Source organism: Pandoraea sputorum (assembly GCF_000814845.2).
In the GTDB taxonomy this organism is placed as follows: domain Bacteria; phylum Pseudomonadota; class Gammaproteobacteria; order Burkholderiales; family Burkholderiaceae; genus Pandoraea; species Pandoraea sputorum.
In genome coordinates this window covers 5512585-5531147 of the sequence record NZ_CP010431.2, presented here as the reverse complement: position 1 = coordinate 5531147, position 18563 = coordinate 5512585, and the positions used below count along the sequence as shown (strand labels likewise).

The following is an 18563-nucleotide window of genomic DNA, read 5'->3' as shown; positions in this document are numbered from 1 at the left end:
CATGCTGAGCGCAAAAGACCTCAAGATCACTTTCAACCCGGGTACGCCCATCGAAAATCGCGCACTGCGCGGCATGTCGCTCGATATTCCGACGGGCCAGTTCGTCACCGTGATCGGCTCGAACGGTGCAGGCAAGTCGACTTTCCTGAACGCGATCAGCGGTGACCTGTCGGTGGATTCGGGCACGATTTCCATCGATGGCGGCGACGTCACGAAGAAGACGGCGTATCAGCGCGCGAATCAGGTGGCGCGTGTGTTCCAGGATCCTATGGCGGGCACGTGCGAAGCGTTGACCATCGAGGAAAACATGGCGCTGGCGGTGAAGCGCGGCGAGCGTCGCGGCTTTCGTATCGCTCTGAACAAGGATCTGCGCGAGCGCTTCCGCGAAAAGCTCAGCCTGCTGAACCTCGGGCTGGAGAATCGCTTGTCCGACCGAATCGGGCTGCTCTCGGGTGGTCAGCGTCAGGCGGTGAGTCTGTTGATGGCGTCGTTGCAACCGTCGCGCATTCTGCTGCTCGACGAGCACACGGCCGCACTCGATCCGAAGACGGCGGCGTTCGTGCTGGAACTGACGGCGCGCATCGTGCAGGAGAGCAAGCTTACGGCGATGATGGTCACGCACAGCATGCGTCAGGCCCTCGACTACGGCGAGCGGACCGTGATGCTGCATCAGGGCAAGGTCGTTCTCGATGTCTCGGGCGAAGAACGCAAGGGATTGGACGTGCCGGATCTGCTCCAGATGTTCGAGCGCACGCGCGGCGAACAACTCGACGACGATGCGCTGCTGCTGAGTTGAGCGGCGTCTGAGACGAGAGAAAACCCCCGGTCGAGCCGGGGGTTTTTTTCGTCTACGCAATTCAGGCCTCGGGGAGGTGACGCAACCCGCTTGCGTGCATTGGCCGAGCGCCGGGGAACGAGCCGATCACAGGTCGTTTGCCGACGTCGGGCTTTTGGGGGATGGCCGAGAATCCCACCAGAAATATCCGATTTTTTTCGCGCTTGAATGCGGTGGCTGAACGTCGCGCGATCAGCCGTTTTTCAGCGCTAGCGCCCGCTCGTACAGCGCGTTCTTCGGTGCTCCCGTAATGGCGGCTGCGAGCTTGGCGGCACTCTTCGTCGGTAGCTCTGCGACCAGCAATGCGAGGACGCGCTGCGCCTCGGCATCCACGCCATCGTCGCTCTCGCTGGCTGCTGCACCCGAGACCGCCAGCACGAATTCGCCGCGCTGACGGTTCGGGTCCGCCTTCAGCCACGCGACGCCATCGCGCAACGCGCACTCGTGAATGTCTTCGAAGCGCTTGGTCAACTCGCGTCCGATCAGCAGACGGCGTTCGCCGCCCAGCCCCTCGGCCAGTGCCGCCACCGTCTCCACGATCCGGTGTGGAGCTTCGTAAAACACCTGCGCGGCCGTCGACCCGCAGAGGCCCGCAATCGCCTGAGCGCGTTGCTGTGACTTCGACGGCAGGAAGCCCACGAACGTGAACGTCTCCACCCACGCGCCCGCCGCCGACAGCAACGTGATCACCGCGCTCGCGCCTGGTACCGGCACCACGCCGAGGCCTGCTGCACGCACCGCATCGACCAGTCGGGCCCCCGGGTCCGAGATGCCCGGCGTGCCAGCGTCCGAAATGTAGGCGATGCGCTCGCCGCCGCGCAGGCGCTCTACGAGTCGCGTCGCGGCTTCGTTTTCGTTGTGCTGATGGGCCGCAATCAGCGGCTTATCGATGCCGTAACGCTGCAACAACAACGCGCTGTTGCGCGTATCTTCACAGGCGATGGCGTCGACCATCCCAAGGATGTGCAGGGCCCGCACGGTGATGTCGGCAGTGTTGCCCAACGGGGTGGCCACCACATACAGGGTGCCTGCGGGGTAGTGCTGACCCTCGGCCAGCGACATCAGACGCTCATCCATTGCATCGGTCTCCCATATGCCCCATACGTCCCATACGTGCGGGCACCGGCATGTGGGGCATGACGTGCATCGGAATTCGGACAGTGCCGGCTTTGCCGGTCACGGAAAACATCGGAACAACCATGTCGAATCAGCTAGGAGTTTCGTTCGAGGGGCGCGCGCAGGCGCTATTGGAGCGGCGCGGCTGGCGGCTCGTCGCCCGCAATTATCAGTGCCGGGGCGGCGAAATCGACCTCATTATGCGGGATCAAACCGGCGTGCTGGTATTCATCGAGGTGCGCGCCCGCGCGCGCAGCGACTTCGGGGACGCGGCGCAAAGCATTACGCTCGCGAAACGGCGACGCCTCACACTGGCCGCCCGGCACTACTTGCTGCGGCGTCCGGCCGCGCGATGCCGCTTCGATGTGGTGACGTTCGACGGGCGTCCGCCCGTGGTGCACTGGCTGCCTGACGCCTTTCGGACTGACGATCTCTGAGCGAAGCCGTGCCCGGCCCCTTGCCCGCTGGCCCTGTTACACTTGCGAAATTGCCGCTTTTCAACACTGGCGGCATCTGAACGCCAGCCCACGCAAGGCTGGCAGCTTTTGCGACACCCTGGCAAACGACCATGTCGATCGAACGAATTCAGCAACACTTCACGGATAGCGTCGAGACCAAGCTGGCCGCGCGCGACGAACTCGCTCACCATATCGCCGCCGCTGCGGACGTCATGGTCGAGGCCCTCGCCAACGGCAACAAGATTCTCGCATGCGGTAACGGTGGCTCGGCCGCCGACTGCCAGCACTTCGCCGCCGAACTCGTCGGCCGCTTCGAGCGCGAACGCCCCGAACTGCCGGCCATCGCCCTGACCACGGACTCGTCGATCCTGACGGCCGTCGGCAACGACTACAACTTCGACGTCATCTTCTCCAAGCAGGTGCGCGCGCTCGGCCAGGAAGGCGACGTGCTGCTGGCCATCACCACGTCGGGCAACTCCGGCAACGTGCTCAAGGCGATCGAGGCAGCGCACGAGCGCGGCATGCACGTGATCGCACTCACGGGCAAGGGGGGCGGCAAGACCAACGACGTGCTGGGCGAACTGGACGTGCACATCTGCGTGCCGGCCCAGCGCACGGCCCGTATTCAGGAAGTGCACTTGCTCACGATTCACTGCCTGTGCGACCTGATCGACTCGATGCTGCTTGGCGACGAGTGAACCTATTGTCATCTTAAGGCGTCAAGATCATGTGACGGGCACCGGGTCGCGGGGGCGAGCGGTGCCGACCGGGCGCGGCGGGGGCCGTCCCGTCCAAACATCCTGGAAGGAGAAAGCCCGATGAGTTTCCGACGCGTCCAAAGCGTTCAACGTGTGCAAAGTCTGATCAAGCCGCTGATCGCGGCAGCCCTGATCACCGCAACCCTCGCCGGTTGTGCCCCCATCATCCTCGGCGGCGCCGCGACAGGCGCACTCGTTGCTACCGACCGTCGCTCGGTCGGCGCCCAGACGGAAGACCGTGAGATTCAGGTCAAGGCCGAGGCCAACATCGCCAATACGCTGACCGACGACGCCGTGCATGTGAACGTGACCGTTTTCAACCGTCGCGTGTTGCTCACCGGCGAAGTGCCGAACGACGCGACCAAGCAAGCCGCCGTGAACATCGTCAAGCAGATCAGCAACGTGCGCGGCATCGTCGACGAACTGGCCATCGGTCCGAAGAGTTCGTTCGGTTCGCGCTCGAACGACGCGTGGATCACCAGCAAGGTCAAGGCCAACCTGATCAACACGAAGGAAATCTCGGCCAACGTCTTCAAGGTCGTGACGGAGCGTGGCGACGTCTATCTGATGGGTCTGGTGTCGCAGGAAGAAGGCACCATCGGCGCGAACGTGGCGAGCCGCATCGACGGCGTGCAGAAGGTCGTCAAGCTGTATGAATACGTGAAGCCGGAAGAAGCGCAGCGCCTGTCGACCGAGGCCGAGAAGAACCCGGCGCCGGTGCAGGAGGACCCTAATGCGGCGACGGTCACGACTACGCCGATCGGCAACGACACGGTGACGTCCAAGCCGCTCTCGTCGCCCGCGCCGATCAGCGAAGGACCGGTTAAGCCGGGGCCGTCGAACAAGACCGGCAACTGATCGACGCAGCGCTGCGGAGCTTCTCCTTGCGCATGCTCACCGGGAATTACCCGGACACACGCCGCCGTCATCGTCCCTTTCGCCGCAAGGCGAGCCAGACGATGGCGGCGGCGTTCGTTTTGACGGCGAGCCTTGGGTTTGCCGTAACGGATGTGGCTTCGGCTTCCGAGGTGTCGCCCGCTTCGGGCGTACACGCGGCGTCATCGGCGTACCTCGCGCCTTCTGCGCCGCCGTCTTCGCGCACCGAACCGGACTGGCAGGCGCGCGATTGGGCGATGGCTTGTATGAGTTGCCACAACGCGTCGGCCCCGGTCAGTGCGGGAAAGGCGACGCTGTCCGTGCTGGACGGACGTCCGGCGGCAGCGCTGATGGACGCTCTCCGATCCATGCGTGACGCAAAGCGTCCCGCGACACTGATGCCGCAACTGCTCAAGGGCTATCGCGAGGACGAATTGCAGCGCATCGCCGCGTACTTCGCCGCGCAGCCCAAACCCTCTGCTTCGTCCCGATAGGCCGCCCGCGCATGCACCGCCGCCAATTCCTTCTCGGCCTGAGTTCGACGGCCGTGCTCGCCGGAACGGTCGGCATGTCCAGCCCTCGCGCCGCACTCGCCGCGCCACTCTGGCCGACGCCTGTCAAAGGCCGTGCCCGCGTGGTTGTCGTCGGCGGCGGGTTCGGCGGGGCGACTGCGGCCAAGGCGCTGCGCGTGCTCTCTGGCAACACGATCGACGTCACGCTCGTGGAACCGAATCCCGCCTTCGTTTCGTCTCCGTTATCGAATCTCGTCGTCGGCGGCAACCTGCGCGTGAGCGACCTTACGGTGTCGTACGACCGGCTCGTGTCGCAGCATGGCGTGGCCTGGAGACGCACACGTGCCACGGCTATCGACGCGGCACGCAAGCAGGTCAGGCTGGCAGACGGCGCAAGCCTCGCCTACGACAAACTGATCGTCGCGCCCGGCGTCTCGCTTCGTCGCGACGCCATCGCTGGTCTGAACGATGCCGCAATGCGCGAGGCGCTGCCCGTCGGCTGGACGGACGCGCGCGAGAGCGCCACGCTGCACGCGCGGCTCAAGGCGATGCCCGACGGTGGTGTGTTCGCGATCACGATTCCCGAAGCGCCGTTCCGCTGCCCGCCTGCGCCCTACGAACGCGCGTGTCAGGCGGCGGCATGGCTGCGACAACACAATCCGCGCGCCAAAGTGCTGATCTTCGACGCCAATGACGAGGTGCTGGCCGAAGCGGAGCAGTTCCACGACGTCTGGCGAACGCAATTCGCAGGCATGCTCGAGTACCACCCGCAGTTCAACTGCACAGAGGTCGTGGCCGACGGCGCGACGCCGCTGGCCCGCTTCGAACTGGGCGAGGAAGTCCGCGCCGACGTGCTGAACGTCATTCCGCCGATGCGCGCGGGCGACATCGCCGTGCAAAGCGGACTGGCGACGGCCAACGGCCGCTGGTGCGACGTCGACTTCCTGACCTTTGCCTCCGCTGCGCAGCCCGACATCCATATCCTCGGCGACGCTATCCAGATCGCGCCCCAGATGCCCAAATCGGGTCACATGGCCAATCAGCACGGCAAGGTCTGCGCGGCCGCCATCGTCGCGACGCTGTCCGGCCGTCCGGTCAATCCCGAGCCGCTTTACAGCAACACTTGCTATACGTTCGTTTCGTCCACCGAAGCGATGCACGTCGCGAGCGTGCATCGCTATGACGCAGCGCAGCACACCATGATGCCGGTGCAAGGCACGGGCGGCGCGTCGCCACGGGCCACGCGAGAAGAATTCGCGCTGGGACTCGCATGGGCGCAGGGTATCTGGGCCGACATGCTGGCCTGATGCGGTGTTCGGGCGGATTTCGGTGACGTTCGACGCCGTCGAATCGCGTTTGGAGGATAGTCTCTAAGCGGCGCAACCTACGTCCTTGCGACGCGCCCGACGCACGTGTTGTCGGCGCGCTGCAATCCCCCGGTTTCCCCCGTTGACGGGGCCTCACCCCTCGCGGTTACACTGGCTCCACGAAAAAATAAGCATTGGGGGGCATTGGGATGGCGTATCGCCAGGGAGAGTCCCGTCTTGCGTCACGCGTCGCGCGTGGGGACTCGGTCAAGTCTGTTAGCAATCGTCATGTCGTACATCTCTATTCTGTACATCGCCATTCCGTACGCCGAAGTACCGTACGCATTGCCGAGATCGTCGCCATATCGCTTTGCTCCCTGAGTCTGCTCGGCACCCAATATGCCTGGGCCGACGCCAGTCCGGTGCGCGGCGATCCGATGCAGAGTCTGCCGAAGATCGAAGCGCCCAAGGCCGCACCTGCCACCATCCACATTCAGCCGCCGACGCAGGAAGACGCGCTCAAGTCGTTGCTCGCGCGCAAGATCACCCCGCAGCGTTTCGGTATCGAAGGCGTGAAGTCGCTGCCGTTCGAACAGATCGCGGCGCTGTTCTCGCCGATGGCTGGCAGGGAAGTCACCATCGGCGATCTGGTCGAGAAGGCCAATCAGGTCACGAAGATGTATCAGGACGCCGGCTACCTGCTGTCGTTCGCCTTCGTCCCTGCGCAGGATTTCAACGATGGCTTCGTGCGCGTGACCATCGTCGAAGGGTATATCTCCAGCACGAAGATCAGCGGCAAGCCCGGGCCGTCGGAGCAGCGGCTGCGCGACATTGCAGCGCACATCGAGGCGGAGCGCCCGCTCAAGCGCGCAACGTTCGAGCGCTATCTGAATCTGCTCACGCTCGTGCCCGGCATGAAGATCAAGGCCGACGTGCAGCCGCCCACGCAGACCGATGGCGCGACCGAACTGTCGCTGGACGTTCAGCGTCAGCCCGTCGCGCTGGGCACATCGCTCTCGTACAACAACCCGGGCATTCGCGGTGTTTTCACCGTCACCAGCAACGCGCTCACGCCGCTGGGCGAACAGATCCAGTTGACGGCCATCGCCCCGAAGGGACACAACGACGAAGAGTTCTACGCGGCATCGTACGTGCAACCGCTGGGCTCGAACGGGCTTCAGGCGCGGGTCGACGCATCGCACTATCGCGGCCAGCCGGACGATCAGGCGCTCGCGGGCCTTACGCGTCATCTCGACACCAAGCGCGTCGCGGTGAGTCTGTCGTACCCGATCCTGCTCAACAACCAGCGCAGCCTGACGGTCAGCGGCGGCATGTATGGTGTGAACTCACGCGACCGCTACGAAGTGCCGAACTCGCCGAACAACATCAACTCACAGACGAACGTCCGCGCCGGGCAAGTGCAACTGGCGTACAACGAGGTGACCGAGAAGCAAACGCGCAGCGCCACGCTGGGCGTGTTCAAGGGCTTTAACGGGATGGGGGCGAGCCAGTCGTACACGACGCAGCCCGCCGGCATCCAGCAGATTCTCGGGCCGTACGATCTCGCCTTCTGGCGCTTCAACCTCGACGCCAAGCAAGGGGTGGTGTTGCCGTGGGACTTCGGCGTGGTCGTCTCGGCGGGCGCGCAGTACAGCAGCAACACGCTGCCGACGTCCGAGCAGGCCACGTTCGGCGGACAGCGTTACGGTCTGGGCTATCCGGCGGGTGAAATTGCGGCCGACAAGGGCTGGGGGGCGTCCATCGAGCTGAACCGCATGTTCCGCACCGATTTCAGATATCTGAAGACAATTCAGCCGTATCTGCTGCTCGACACCGCCCGCGTCTATCTGAACGCCGGTCAGCTGTTCCACAACCAACTGGCGTCCGTGGGCCTCGGTGTGCGCATCTCCGACAGCAAGTACTACACGCTCGACCTGTCGGTCGCCAAGCCGATGGCGGACGCGCCGACCAACTCGCCGAACCGTCCGCTGCGCTTCAACGCGAACTGGTCGTATCAGTTCGAATAAGCGGTGGACCGTCAGGTCCGGTAGCATGCTGCGGGGCGACGCTCGTGCAATAGCTGCATGAGCGTCGCCCCGGTGGTTTGTGTCGTCCCTCATCCATTTTCTTATCAGGTTTTTCCCTGATGTCGACGCTCTCTCTGTCTTCGTGTGTTCCGACGCGTCTCCCGACGCCGCTGGCGACGTGCGTCTCGCAGTCGATTGCAGCGTCGCGCGCTATATCCAGTGGTATACACGGAAACTTCGTATTTTCGGGGGCGCTCGATCATCGCGCAGTCGATAGATCGGTGTCCGATATGTTGCAGTGCAGCTTGCTTCCTTCGCCCGTTATTTTGATTATCCGTATATGCGTATGTAGGCATATACGAAATTCTGTGTGCCTTCGCACGAACTTGAAGACTGACCGTCATGGAAGAACTCGATCGCGTATTCGAAAAGGTGTCGCACTACTTCAGCCTGTTGTCGGAGCCGACGCGGCTGAAGATCCTGCACGCGCTGTGCGGGGGCGAGCGCTCGGTGAACGAGGTGGTGACGGAAGTGGGTTCGTCGCAGACCAACGTGTCCCGGCATCTCGGCGCAATGTATCAGGCGGGGGTGCTCTCGCGGCGTCGCGACGGGAACCAGGTGTACTACACGATTGCGGATACCGGGGTGGTCGAGATCTGTCGCGCCGTGTGCGTGCAGGTGGCTGGCCGAATCGAGGAGGAAGCGCTGCCAGAGCGTGCCGTCGATGGCTTCATGCCACGCGCAAACTAATACATAAGCCGTAATCCGCCACTGTCCTCGCGACGCTGGCGGACGCCACAAAACGCGAGGAGACAGGGGTGAGCAAGACAAGCGATGGTGCATCGCGAGCCGGCCGTTTGCGCCGGGCTCCGGAGAATTTCATCGACGGCACGTTCGCTGCCGACGTCACGCGCGACGGGTTGAATCCCTCGCGACGTGGCTTTTTGCAACGCAGTTTCCTCGCCGCAGGCGCGGCACTCGCGGGCGGTGCGGCGTTTGCCGCCGACGCGCCCAAAGGCGTGCCGGGTGCCGGTGACCCGATGATTCTCGAACCACGCCCGTGGGCCACGACACTCGGCCAGGCGGTCGCGGCACGTCCCTATGGCATGCCGTCGAAGTTCGAGGCGAACCTGCAACGGCGTCAGTCGCCGGGGCTTACGCAGACGGCACAGGCCTCTGTCGCCTTCACGCCGCTTCAGGGCCTGTTCGGCATCATCACGCCCAGTGGCCTGCACTTCGAGCGTCATCATCAGGGCTGGCAGGAGATCGATCCTACGCAGCACCGGCTGATGGTGCACGGCCTCGTGCGTGAGGCGAAGGTGTACACGATGGACGACATCATGCGTCTGCCGTCCGTCTCGCGCATGCACTTCATTGAATGCGGTGCGAACACCGGCATGGAGTGGGGCAACGCCGCCGTGCCGACCGTTCAGTACACGCACGGCATGCTGTCGTGCTGCGAGTTCACCGGTGTGCCGCTGTCCGTGTTGCTCGACGACGTGGGCGCAGACACGAAGAAGGGCCAGTTCGTGCTCGCAGAAGGGGGCGACGGCTCCGGCATGACGCGCACCATCTCCATGGAGGCGGCGCTCTCGGACGTGCTCGTCGCCTGGGGCATGAACGGTGAAATGCTGCGTCCGGAGAACGGCTATCCGCTGCGTCTGGTGGTGCCAGGCGTGCAGGGCGTGTCGTGGGTGAAATGGCTGCGTCGCATCAAAGTCGGCGATGCGCCGTGGAATACCAAGGATGAAACGAGTCACTACGTCGATCTGATGCCGGACGGCCAGCACCGTCAGTACACGTCGATTCAGGAGTGCAAATCCGTCATCACTTCGCCCTCGGGCGGACAGGCCCTGCTCGACCGGGGCTACTTCAACGTGACGGGCCTTGCCTGGTCGGGCAGAGGGCGAATCAAACGCGTGGACGTCTCCACTGACGGCGGCAAGTCGTGGCGCGCCGCGCGGCTCGAATCGCCTGTGCTCCCGAAATGCCTCACACGTTTTAACTTCGACTGGCAGTGGGACGGCTCGCCCGCTTTGCTGCAAAGCCGTGCCGTCGACGAGACCGGCTTTGTGCAGCCGCGCTACCGACAACTGCGCGAAGTGCGCGGCACGAAGTCGATCTATCACAACAACGCGATCCAGACGTGGCAAGTGGCAGCGAACGGGGAGGTGACCAATGTTCACGTCGACTGAGCGTATGCCCACGCGCGTATCCATGAGAACGCTGCGCCGTCGCGCGCAATCCACTGCGATTGCCGCGCTCTGGGCCGGTGCGCTGGCCGTCGCGGGATTGACCGTCGTGACGTGGTTTGCAACGCCTGCACACGCAGCGAAGGCAACGCAGGCGTCGCAGGCTGGATCCGTATCGTCTGCTACGCCTGCATCCCCCACTAAAGCCCCGGGCGGTATCGGCCGTGACGCCACACCCGCCGAACTCGGCGCGTGGGACATCGACGTGCGTCCCGATTTCAAGGGTCTACCCAAGGGGCAAGGATCGGTGGCCGACGGGCAGAAGTTGTTCGACGCGCGCTGCGCGTCGTGTCACGGCACGTTCGGCGAGAGCAACGAGGTCTTCAATCCACTGGTGGGCGGCACGACGGCTGACGACATCAAGACGGGCCATGTCGCCTCGCTGCGCGCGAACAATCAGCCGGTACGCACTACGCTCATGAAGGTCGACACGGTCTCCACGATGTGGGACTACATCCGTCGCGCCATGCCGTGGAACGCGCCGCGCTCGCTCACGCCCGACGAGGTGTATGCGGTGACGGCCTACATCCTGAACCTCGGCGAGATCGTGCCGGCGGACTTCGTACTGTCGGACAAGAACATCGGCGACGTGCAGAAACTGATGCCCAATCGCAACGGCATGACGCGCGCGCACGGCATGTGGCGCGTGGGCGACAAACCGGATACCCATAACAAGGCGTGTATGCAGGATTGCCCTGAGGCTGGTATCGTGACGTCCGCACTCCCTGCGTACGCCCGCGACGCACATGGAGATCTGGCCGCGCAAAACCGGGTCATCGGCCCGGTGCGTGGTGTCGATACGAAGCTGCCGCCGCTGTCGGGTACCGCCGCGCAAAATGCGTCGGTGCGCAGGACTGCGGCTCTCGCCACGCTCGGTATGGCGAGTCCGGACGCGCCGGCCCAAACCGCCGCTGCGACGTCACCGGCAGCAACGCTTGCGGATAAGAACGGTTGTCTGGCCTGTCACGGCGTTACCGACAAGAAGATCGGGCCCGCCTTCTCGGAGGTCGCCGCCAAGTACCATGGGCAGTCGAATACGACTGAAGTACTGGTGGCGAAGATACGTGCCGGAGGTGCCGGTAATTGGGGCAGCATGCCTATGCCGCCGCAATCACAGGTTGCAGAAGCCGATATCCGTACGATGGTCGACTGGATTCTTCGTGGTGCACATTGAGCGGGCAGGGTGTCCGACGGATGCGCCGACTCTCCAGGCCGCCGCAGGACCCCGTCCCCAACACAAACCGAAGGAGTAAGAATGAAGAAGATGCTCATCGCTGCGGCCATGCTCGCCGGTACTACGCTGGCTCATGCAGGTGTCGATGTCGCCGCCGCGACCAAGCTCGCGCAAGCCAACGCCTGTATGGGTTGCCACGCGGTCGACAAAAAGCTCGTGGGCCCGTCGTATCAGGACGTCGCTGCCAAGTACAAGGGCGACAAGGATGCCGTGGCCAAGCTGGTCAAGAAGGTGAAGGGCGGTGGTTCGGGTGTCTGGGGTCCGATCCCGATGCCGGCACACCCGAGCATGTCGGATGCTGACGCCAAGATCCTGGTGGATTGGGTTCTGGCTGGCGCCCCGGCGAAGTAAGCAGGGGCAGGGGGCTCGCCGGGACATCGGACGAGCGAACGGCGGCCGGCGTCACGCATGAAGTGTTCAGACGTGCGCCGGCGGCCTTCAAAGAGGAAACACACAGAGATGAACCAACAGCGACGCGACATGCTGCGGTTTTCCGCGGTAATGGGACTGGCGGTGGCCGCCGGGCTGATCAAGCCCGAAGAGGCCCGCGCGGCACAGGTGGAATGGAACAAGGCGGCGTTTGCCACCAAGAGCGTGGCCGATACGGTCAAGGCGCTCGGCGGCACGAGCGCAAGCCCCAGCGACCTGGTCGTGCTGACGGCTCCCGACATCGCCGAAAACGGCGCGGTCGTGCCGGTGGCAGTCACGAGCAAGGCCCCGAATACGCAATCGATCGCCATCCTGATCGAGAAGAATCCGAACACGCTCGCCGCGTCGTTCGATATTCCCGACGGCACCGAGCCGTCGGTCACTACGCGCGTGAAGATGGGCCAGACGTCGAAGGTCTACGCGCTGGTCAAGGCAGACAACAAGTACCTCGTGGCCGAGAAGGAAATCAAGGTCACGCTGGGTGGCTGCGGCGGTTGAGCGACGCATCGTATAAGGCTAGAGGAGCACAACATGGGTAATCCGATGCGCATTCGCGCAACCGAGGCCGGCGGTGTCGTCGAAGTGAAGGCGCTGATGAGCCACATCATGGAAACCGGCCAGCGCAAGGACGCTTCCGGTAACATCGTCCCCGCACACTTCATCCAGACGGTCACGGTCACCTGCAACGGCAAGACGGTGCTGACGGCCCAATGGGGTCCGGCCGTGTCGAAGGATCCGTTCATGTCGTTCAAGTTCAAGGGCGGCAAGAAGGGCGACAAGGTCGCGGTGACGTGGACCGACAACAAGGGCGACTCGCGTACCGACGAGGCGACCGTCGCCTGAGCGGCGATGCCGGGAAGCTGTGCGGTGGCGCTCGCGGGAAGGCGATTCGTGTCTGCCCGTGGTGCGCCGGACAACCCACAAAAAGAGGAGAGTCAGATGCTAGAGGCGCAACATAGCGCACGGGTGAGCACCCCACGCGACATCACGTCGGCGGCGTGGCTGCGCCGTACCGTGCTGGGTGGCCTGCTCGCGATCGCGGGCGTTGGCGCGCCCATCGCCACGGTGCACGCTGCCGACAACTCGACGGCCGATGCCATCGCGCAATATCGCGAAATGCTCGCCGACGGCAACCCGGCGGAACTCATCGAAATGCGCGGCGAGGAACTCTGGAAGACGCCGCGTGGCCCGAACAACGTGTCGCTCGCGCAGTGCGACCTCGGGCTCGGCGCCGGTGTCGTGAAGGACGCCTATGCGCAACTGCCGCGCTACTTTCCGGATACGAAGCGTGTACTCGACGGCGAGTCGCGCATCGTCGAATGCATGGTGAATCTGCAAGGCTTCAAGCGCGCGGACGTCATCAAGCAACCGTTCTCCAAGGAAGGCCAGGACCCGACCGATCTCGAAGCGCTCACCGCTTACGTGGCAGGTCAGTCGCGCGGTGCACTCATTCGCGTGCCGCAGTCGCACAAGGAAGAGAAGGAGGCCTACGCGCGTGGTCAGAAGATTTTCTATTACCGTGCCGGGCCGTACGACTTCTCGTGCGCGTCGTGCCACGGGGCGGACGACAAGCGTATCCGCTTGCAGGATCTGCCGAACCTGACCAAACCGGCGGCCGCACGTCAGGCCTTCGCGACGTGGCCGGGCTACCGTGTCTCGCAAGGCGCGCTGCGCACGATTCAGTGGCGCATGTACGACTGCTTCCGACAGCAGCGCATGCCCGAGCTGAACTACGGTTCGCAGGCGTCGATCGATCTGATTACTTTCCTCGGTGTGATGGCCAACGGCGGCAAGATGGACGCCCCCGGCCTGAAGCGCTGACCGATTGCGAGGCACACCCATGAAATCATTCGCATTGCGCGCGACGTGTGTCGCGCTGGCAGCGGCCGGGGCTCTCGTCGTCGGCGCGGCCTTCGCTCAGGATGACGGCGTGAAGCGCGTCACCGGCACCACCGACGCGGTCGTCGTGCAGGAACTGCGCGACTCGTTCCGTGGCTCGGGTATCGCACAGCTCGATCGCATCGATCAGAGCGAATTGCAGAAGCTTTGCACGCAGTACGCGACCAAGCCGATGCCGGCGAAGATCGCCGAGCGTCTGCAAAAGGCCGAACTGGCGAACGTCAAGGCACCGGCGGACGGCAAGTACCTCGGCGACTGGAAGGAAGGCGAGAAGGTCGCCCAGAACGGACGCGGCATGCAGTTCACCGACAAGGCCGACACCGTCAACGGCGGCAACTGCTACGCCTGCCATCAACTGACCAAGAGCGAGATCTCGTTCGGCAACATCGGTCCGTCGCTCTATAACTACGGCAAGCTGCGCGGCGATTCGCCCGAAGTGGTCAAGTACACGTGGGCGAAGGTCTACGACTCGCACAGCTACATGGCCTGCTCTAACATGCCGCGCTTCGGGGCGGCAGGCATCCTGACGGAAAAGCAGTTGAAGGATGTCATGGCATTGCTGCTCGACCCGGCCTCGCCGGTCAATCAATAAGGCGATTGTCCTTTGCCGTTCGGGCGGAGGGGCAACCTCCGCCGACGGCTCTCGGAGTGCCGCATGACTTCCCAATCTGACGCTTTCGCCTGGTCTGAACGGCCTGGCCGTGCGCGCGCACGCGCGGCACGCGCCGTTAATGGACTGGCCATCGTGTTGAGCGTGGTGGCGACGCTCGCGAGTGCGCCTGCGCAAGCGGTCGAAGTGGGCGACACGGTGACGTTGCCGTCGCTCACGTTGCTCGACGGCAAGACGCTGCCCGCCAGCGCGTTCAAGGACCGCACGGTCATCGTCGAATACTGGGCGTCGTGGTGCCCGTTCTGTGCGCAGCAGAATCCGCACGTGCAGAAGCTTTATGAAGCGACGCGGGGCAAGCCGATCCAGATCGTCACGCTGTCCATCGACAAGAAGCCCGCGGATGCCGTCGACTACATCAAGGCGCACGGCTACACGTTCCCCGCCGGGATGGAGACGCAAGCCTGGCAGGCGGCGCTGGGCAAGCGTCGCGAGCTGCCGGAGTTGTACGTGATCGGACGCAACGGCAAGGTCTTGCGCAAGGAAGTCGGCGAGATGTTCGGCGAGGACGTGGCGGCGCTCGCGGACTACGCAGGCAAGTGAACTGGCCTGACGAACGAATCGACGCAAAATCCAACGCGCACGAATGCACGAATAACAGCGGCGACGCATTGTGAGATGCGCTGCGCCCCGCAGATGCAACGGAGACGAGATGAATCGACGCGAGTTCATGGAAGTACTGGCAGTGGCGGCCGCAGGCGGGATGGCGCTGTCGCATCACGAGACGGCAGCGGCCAAGGCAGCCGCAGCGTTCTACGATCTGCCGAAGTTCGGCAATGTGCACCTGCTGCACTTCACCGATTGCCACGCGCAGTTGCTGCCGATCTACTTCCGTGAGCCGAGCGTCAATCTGGGCATTGGCGAGCAGGCCAACAAGGCACCGCATCTCGTGGGCGACGCCTTCCTGAAGGCCTACGGATTACGTTCCGGCACGCAGGATGCCTACGCCTTCACCTATCTCGATTTTGCTGCCGCTGCGCGCACGTACGGCAAGGTCGGTGGCTTCGCGCATCTGGCGACGCTGGTCAAGCGCATGAAGGCGTCGCGCCCGGGCGCGCTGCTGCTCGACGGCGGCGACACGTGGCAAGGCTCCGGTACCGCCATGTGGACGAAGGGGCAGGACATGGTCGACGCCACGCTGGCCCTCGGCGTCGACGTCATGACGGCACACTGGGAATTCACCTACGGCGCGGAGCGCGTGAAGTCCGTCGTCGAAGAGCAACTCAAGGGCAAGATCGACTTCGTCGCACAGAACGTGCAGACGAACGACTTCGGTGATCCGGTGTTCGCGCCGTACGCCATCAAGACGATGAACGGCGTGCCGGTGGCCATCATCGGTCAGGCGTTCCCGTACACCCCGATCGCGAATCCGCGCTACTTCGTACCGGACTGGACGTTCGGTATTCAGGAGGAGCGTTTGCAGTCGATGGTCGATGAAGTGCGCGGCAAGGGCGCGCAGGTGGTCGTGGTGCTCTCGCACAACGGCATGGACGTCGACCTGAAGCTCGCGTCGCGCGTGCGCGGCATCGACGCGATTCTCGGTGGCCACACGCATGACGGCGTACCCAAGCCGGTCGTGGTGGAAAACGCGGGCGGCAAGACGCTTGTCACCAATGCGGGTTCGAACGGCAAGTTCCTTGCGGTGCTGGACTTCGACGTGAAGGGCGGCAAGCCGGTGGATTTCCGCTACAAGCTCCTGCCGGTGTTCGCGAACCTGCTGCCAGCGGATGCGCAGATGCAGGCGCTCATCGAGCGCGTGCGCGCACCGTTTGCGGCGAAGCTGGCCGAGCCGCTGGCGATCACCGAAGGCACACTGTACCGCCGGGGCAACTTTAACGGCACCTTCGACCAGTTGCTGCTCGACGCCGTGATGGCCGAGAAGGACGCCGAGATCGGGTTTTCGCCGGGCTTTCGCTGGGGGACGTCGCTGTTGCCGGGCCAGGCGATCACGATGGAGCAACTGCTCGACCAGACGGCGATCACTTATCCGTACACGACCCTCACCCCCATGACCGGCGAGACGATCAAGACGGTGCTCGAAGACGTGGCGGACAACCTGTTCAACCCGGACCCGTATTACCAGCAGGGTGGCGATATGGTGCGTGTGGGCGGCATGGACTACACCATCGATCCGATGGCGCCGATGGGGCAGCGGATTTCTGAAATGCGACTGAACGGCAAGCTGATCGAGGCGGACAAGACCTACAAGGTGGCCGGTTGGGCGCCGGTGGCGGAAGGCGCGCAGGGTGAGCCGGTCTGGGACGTCGTGGCCCGCCATCTCAAAGCGCAGAAGACGATTGTTGCGAAAACTCCGAAAGTCCCTGTCATCAAGGGGATGAAGGGCAATCTGGGGGCCGCTTAAAGGGTCCGCAAAACACGGGGATTGCGCGTCTGACGTGCAATCCCGAGCAAATTTGTCGGCTGCTCGCCGCGCCCGGAAAAATCGCTATAATCGGAGCTTCGTGTGGGGCGGTAGCTCAGCTGGGAGAGCGTCGCGTTCGCAATGCGAAGGTCGGGAGTTCGATCCTCCTCCGCTCCACCAAAGATTGTGCGCCAAGCCGGTTAGCGGCCGACGATAAAAATAGCCTCGTACAGGCAACGGTACGAGGCTATTTTTATGGAGTGATGTACAGGGTTAAGTGGTTCGATCGGGCATCTGTTGCCCGTCGGTGGCGCTGTGGCGGCTGGCTGCGCAGTAGGCGCAAAGCATGGCAAGAATGCCAGAGTAGGTTGACGTGGTCGATTTCAGATTAAAGGTCTCGACCGTTAAGCCAAACATCCAGAAGGCAAGTACGAAAGCCAGGCCCAGTAATGCGGCCCGCTGAACTGTGCTGTCGCTTGAGCGCAAGCTACACGCGAAGATGGCCGCTGGACCGCAGTAGACGAGCATTAGGGCCAACCAACCAATCAGTCCGTAGTCGACCGCGTACGCGATCATTTGATTATGCATCTCGCCCTCGCCGGCTTGGGCCGCGAGCGGCGTTAGCGCACCGCTGGCCTGAAGCTCCGGCATATTGCGTTTGTAGCCACCACCACCGAGGCCGGTAAAGGGGTTGTCACGCACGAACGACAGGCCTGCCTCCCAGAGCTGGAGTCGAACGCCAACGGATGTGTCCCGTTGCCCTTCCCGATAGTGCTGAATGTCAGTCTTGACGTCGTCGATGCGATCCCGAATGAATGGTGATGCCGCGTACGGCAGCACACAGGCTGCGGCGACCCCCAGCGCGACTAGCATTTTGAAGCGCCAAGTGCGATTCCGATACTGATATACCAACACGAGTATCGCTAGGAGCGGTAACGCCACCCATCCGCCACGCGAGCCGGTTAGCAGCGATGCGAGTAGGCCTGCGATCAGGCCTGAGATCTTTACCGCGGCCAACAGCCAGTGATCTCGTCGGCCCCAACACACGGACAGTGCCGAGAGCACGCCGAAGATCAGGGCGATGTCGCCGTAATGGATGGGGTTGAGGAAGTAGCTACCGAAACGATCTGCACCCCACTCACGGTGATTGGGGACCATGATCAGAATGGATGCGATTGCACCAGCCATAAACGCGAGATGCAGACTGCGCATCGGGCGGGCGTGCCGTCGCATCAGCAGGTAAAGCGGAATGGCGAGCAGGAATCGCGACGGTGAATCGATCGTGTTCCACACGATTTCGCCATGCGAAAGCTCGGTCGCGACGACCAATACCACCGGTGCAGCCATTGAAGCCAGGAAAGTCCAGTCGGCCCGGGTCAATACCTGGCGTGGCCTGGGGACAAAAAACAGGCCGATAAGCGCCAACACACTACCGCCAATCAGTAACGCACTGGCGCCACCCCGTACCAGCATTGAAAGCGCAGGAAAGGTGATTATGTACAGGTAAATCAATACATCGGTGATACCTTCGCCGGGCGGAGGGGGGGCGTTACGGATCCGGATGCGTTCATCAATTTGTGGTGACGGGGCTGGAAATCGGCGACATGTAAGGTTCTCGTAAGTAGCCACATGACTCAGCCGCGGCACTTCGCCTTCGGCGTGTTCGCGTCGCGCGGGTCGCCATTGTACCTCTTGGATGTGCAGGTTCTCCCGGCGAAAATCTGTGGGACAGCGTACATCCAATCTGCGTGTTCCGATAGCGGCTCGCCTGACAAGGCGGCGCAGGATGTCCGGAGCCGATGCATGACGTGCCGTCTTGCGGCACGTCATG

General features: G+C 63.5%; 19 protein-coding genes and 1 tRNA gene. 18 read left to right on the top strand and 2 right to left on the bottom strand.

Annotated features, from left to right (window positions below):
- The first annotated feature begins 1 nt into the window (after position 1).
- Positions 2-796 carry an ABC transporter ATP-binding protein gene (locus NA29_RS24540; protein WP_039393912.1) on the top strand — a complete coding sequence of 265 codons (795 nt, stop codon included), beginning with the start codon at positions 2-4 and terminating at the stop codon, positions 794-796.
- A gap of 231 nt (positions 797-1027) precedes the next feature.
- On the opposite strand, the gene rsmI is transcribed toward NA29_RS24540, so the two are convergent.
- Entirely contained in the window at positions 1028-1912 is an 885-nt protein-coding gene (gene rsmI, locus NA29_RS24535) for a 16S rRNA (cytidine(1402)-2'-O)-methyltransferase (protein ID WP_039393911.1), read from the bottom strand.
- Between the two features lie 50 nt (positions 1913-1962).
- Between rsmI and NA29_RS24530 the strand changes: the two genes are divergently transcribed.
- The 17 genes from NA29_RS24530 (at position 1963) to NA29_RS24450 (ending at position 16912) form a co-directional block, all read left to right on the top strand.
- Positions 1963-2388 (top strand): YraN family protein, encoded by a 426-nt coding sequence (locus NA29_RS24530; protein ID WP_257125713.1) that lies wholly within the window; start codon positions 1963-1965, stop codon positions 2386-2388.
- A gap of 131 nt (positions 2389-2519) precedes the next feature.
- Complete coding sequence (locus NA29_RS24525) at positions 2520-3107, top strand: phosphoheptose isomerase (RefSeq protein WP_039393910.1); 588 nt, start codon at positions 2520-2522, stop codon at positions 3105-3107.
- 120 nt (positions 3108-3227) lie between these two features.
- Entirely contained in the window at positions 3228-4025 is a 798-nt protein-coding gene (locus NA29_RS24520) for a BON domain-containing protein (RefSeq protein ID WP_039393909.1), read from the top strand.
- A gap of 26 nt (positions 4026-4051) precedes the next feature.
- The gene (locus tag NA29_RS24515; protein WP_052252367.1) at positions 4052-4537 is read left to right on the top strand and encodes a c-type cytochrome; all 486 of its coding nucleotides are present in this window, start codon (positions 4052-4054) and stop codon (positions 4535-4537) included.
- A gap of 11 nt (positions 4538-4548) precedes the next feature.
- Positions 4549-5862, top strand: coding sequence for an NAD(P)/FAD-dependent oxidoreductase (locus NA29_RS24510; RefSeq protein WP_039393906.1), 1314 nt, complete (start codon positions 4549-4551; stop codon positions 5860-5862).
- Positions 5863-6299: 437 nt separating this feature from the next.
- Positions 6300-7889, top strand: coding sequence for a ShlB/FhaC/HecB family hemolysin secretion/activation protein (locus NA29_RS24505; protein WP_224786919.1), 1590 nt, complete (start codon positions 6300-6302; stop codon positions 7887-7889).
- A 402-nt stretch (positions 7890-8291) separates the two neighbouring features.
- On the top strand, positions 8292-8639 hold the full coding sequence (locus NA29_RS24500) for an ArsR/SmtB family transcription factor (protein ID WP_046290130.1): 348 nt from the start codon (positions 8292-8294) through the stop codon (positions 8637-8639).
- Between the two features lie 68 nt (positions 8640-8707).
- Positions 8708-10084 carry a sulfite dehydrogenase gene (soxC, locus tag NA29_RS24495; RefSeq protein WP_039393902.1) on the top strand — a complete coding sequence of 459 codons (1377 nt, stop codon included), beginning with the start codon at positions 8708-8710 and terminating at the stop codon, positions 10082-10084.
- Entirely contained in the window at positions 10068-11315 is a 1248-nt protein-coding gene (locus NA29_RS24490) for a c-type cytochrome (RefSeq protein ID WP_224786920.1), read from the top strand. The genes soxC and NA29_RS24490 overlap by 17 nt, the downstream gene beginning before the upstream one ends.
- A gap of 81 nt (positions 11316-11396) precedes the next feature.
- Positions 11397-11726 (top strand): c-type cytochrome, encoded by a 330-nt coding sequence (locus tag NA29_RS24485; protein ID WP_039393900.1) that lies wholly within the window; start codon positions 11397-11399, stop codon positions 11724-11726.
- Positions 11727-11834: 108 nt separating this feature from the next.
- A complete protein-coding gene (gene soxY, locus NA29_RS24480; RefSeq protein ID WP_039393898.1) occupies positions 11835-12302 on the top strand; it encodes a thiosulfate oxidation carrier protein SoxY in 468 nt (155 codons plus the stop codon).
- A gap of 33 nt (positions 12303-12335) precedes the next feature.
- Positions 12336-12647 (top strand): thiosulfate oxidation carrier complex protein SoxZ, encoded by a 312-nt coding sequence (soxZ, locus tag NA29_RS24475; protein WP_039393896.1) that lies wholly within the window; start codon positions 12336-12338, stop codon positions 12645-12647.
- A gap of 96 nt (positions 12648-12743) precedes the next feature.
- On the top strand, positions 12744-13625 hold the full coding sequence (gene soxA / locus NA29_RS24470; RefSeq protein WP_224786921.1) for a sulfur oxidation c-type cytochrome SoxA: 882 nt from the start codon (positions 12744-12746) through the stop codon (positions 13623-13625).
- 19 nt (positions 13626-13644) lie between these two features.
- Positions 13645-14295 (top strand): sulfur oxidation c-type cytochrome SoxX, encoded by a 651-nt coding sequence (gene soxX, locus NA29_RS24465; protein ID WP_039393894.1) that lies wholly within the window; start codon positions 13645-13647, stop codon positions 14293-14295.
- Positions 14296-14358: 63 nt separating this feature from the next.
- On the top strand, positions 14359-14913 hold the full coding sequence (locus NA29_RS24460; RefSeq protein WP_167370911.1) for a TlpA family protein disulfide reductase: 555 nt from the start codon (positions 14359-14361) through the stop codon (positions 14911-14913).
- Positions 14914-15022: 109 nt separating this feature from the next.
- Complete coding sequence (soxB, locus tag NA29_RS24455) at positions 15023-16732, top strand: thiosulfohydrolase SoxB (protein ID WP_039393892.1); 1710 nt, start codon at positions 15023-15025, stop codon at positions 16730-16732.
- A gap of 104 nt (positions 16733-16836) precedes the next feature.
- A tRNA-Ala gene (locus tag NA29_RS24450) sits at positions 16837-16912 on the top strand.
- Between the two features lie 93 nt (positions 16913-17005).
- On the opposite strand, the gene NA29_RS24445 is transcribed toward NA29_RS24450, so the two are convergent.
- Positions 17006-18562 carry an O-antigen ligase family protein gene (locus NA29_RS24445; protein WP_084104108.1) on the bottom strand — a complete coding sequence of 519 codons (1557 nt, stop codon included), beginning with the start codon at positions 18560-18562 and terminating at the stop codon, positions 17006-17008.
- Position 18563 lies beyond the last annotated feature (1 nt).

What these genes read in the sequence shown, in the direction of transcription:
- NA29_RS24540 (WP_039393912.1), top strand. Translation starts at nt 2, where the DNA reads ATGCTGAGCGCAAAAGACCTCAAGATCACTTTCAACCCGGGTACGCCC.
- rsmI (WP_039393911.1), bottom strand. Translation starts at nt 1,912, where the DNA reads ATGGATGAGCGTCTGATGTCGCTGGCCGAGGGTCAGCACTACCCCGCA.
- NA29_RS24530 (WP_257125713.1), top strand. Translation starts at nt 1,963, where the DNA reads ATGTGGGGCATGACGTGCATCGGAATTCGGACAGTGCCGGCTTTGCCG.
- NA29_RS24525 (WP_039393910.1), top strand. Translation starts at nt 2,520, where the DNA reads ATGTCGATCGAACGAATTCAGCAACACTTCACGGATAGCGTCGAGACC.
- NA29_RS24520 (WP_039393909.1), top strand. Translation starts at nt 3,228, where the DNA reads ATGAGTTTCCGACGCGTCCAAAGCGTTCAACGTGTGCAAAGTCTGATC.
- NA29_RS24510 (WP_039393906.1), top strand. Translation starts at nt 4,549, where the DNA reads ATGCACCGCCGCCAATTCCTTCTCGGCCTGAGTTCGACGGCCGTGCTC.
- NA29_RS24505 (WP_224786919.1), top strand. Translation starts at nt 6,300, where the DNA reads ATGCAGAGTCTGCCGAAGATCGAAGCGCCCAAGGCCGCACCTGCCACC.
- NA29_RS24500 (WP_046290130.1), top strand. Translation starts at nt 8,292, where the DNA reads ATGGAAGAACTCGATCGCGTATTCGAAAAGGTGTCGCACTACTTCAGC.
- NA29_RS24490 (WP_224786920.1), top strand. Translation starts at nt 10,068, where the DNA reads ATGTTCACGTCGACTGAGCGTATGCCCACGCGCGTATCCATGAGAACG.
- NA29_RS24485 (WP_039393900.1), top strand. Translation starts at nt 11,397, where the DNA reads ATGAAGAAGATGCTCATCGCTGCGGCCATGCTCGCCGGTACTACGCTG.
- soxY (WP_039393898.1), top strand. Translation starts at nt 11,835, where the DNA reads ATGAACCAACAGCGACGCGACATGCTGCGGTTTTCCGCGGTAATGGGA.
- soxZ (WP_039393896.1), top strand. Translation starts at nt 12,336, where the DNA reads ATGGGTAATCCGATGCGCATTCGCGCAACCGAGGCCGGCGGTGTCGTC.
- soxA (WP_224786921.1), top strand. Translation starts at nt 12,744, where the DNA reads ATGCTAGAGGCGCAACATAGCGCACGGGTGAGCACCCCACGCGACATC.
- soxX (WP_039393894.1), top strand. Translation starts at nt 13,645, where the DNA reads ATGAAATCATTCGCATTGCGCGCGACGTGTGTCGCGCTGGCAGCGGCC.
- NA29_RS24460 (WP_167370911.1), top strand. Translation starts at nt 14,359, where the DNA reads ATGACTTCCCAATCTGACGCTTTCGCCTGGTCTGAACGGCCTGGCCGT.
- soxB (WP_039393892.1), top strand. Translation starts at nt 15,023, where the DNA reads ATGAATCGACGCGAGTTCATGGAAGTACTGGCAGTGGCGGCCGCAGGC.
- NA29_RS24445 (WP_084104108.1), bottom strand. Translation starts at nt 18,562, where the DNA reads ATGACGTGCCGCAAGACGGCACGTCATGCATCGGCTCCGGACATCCTG.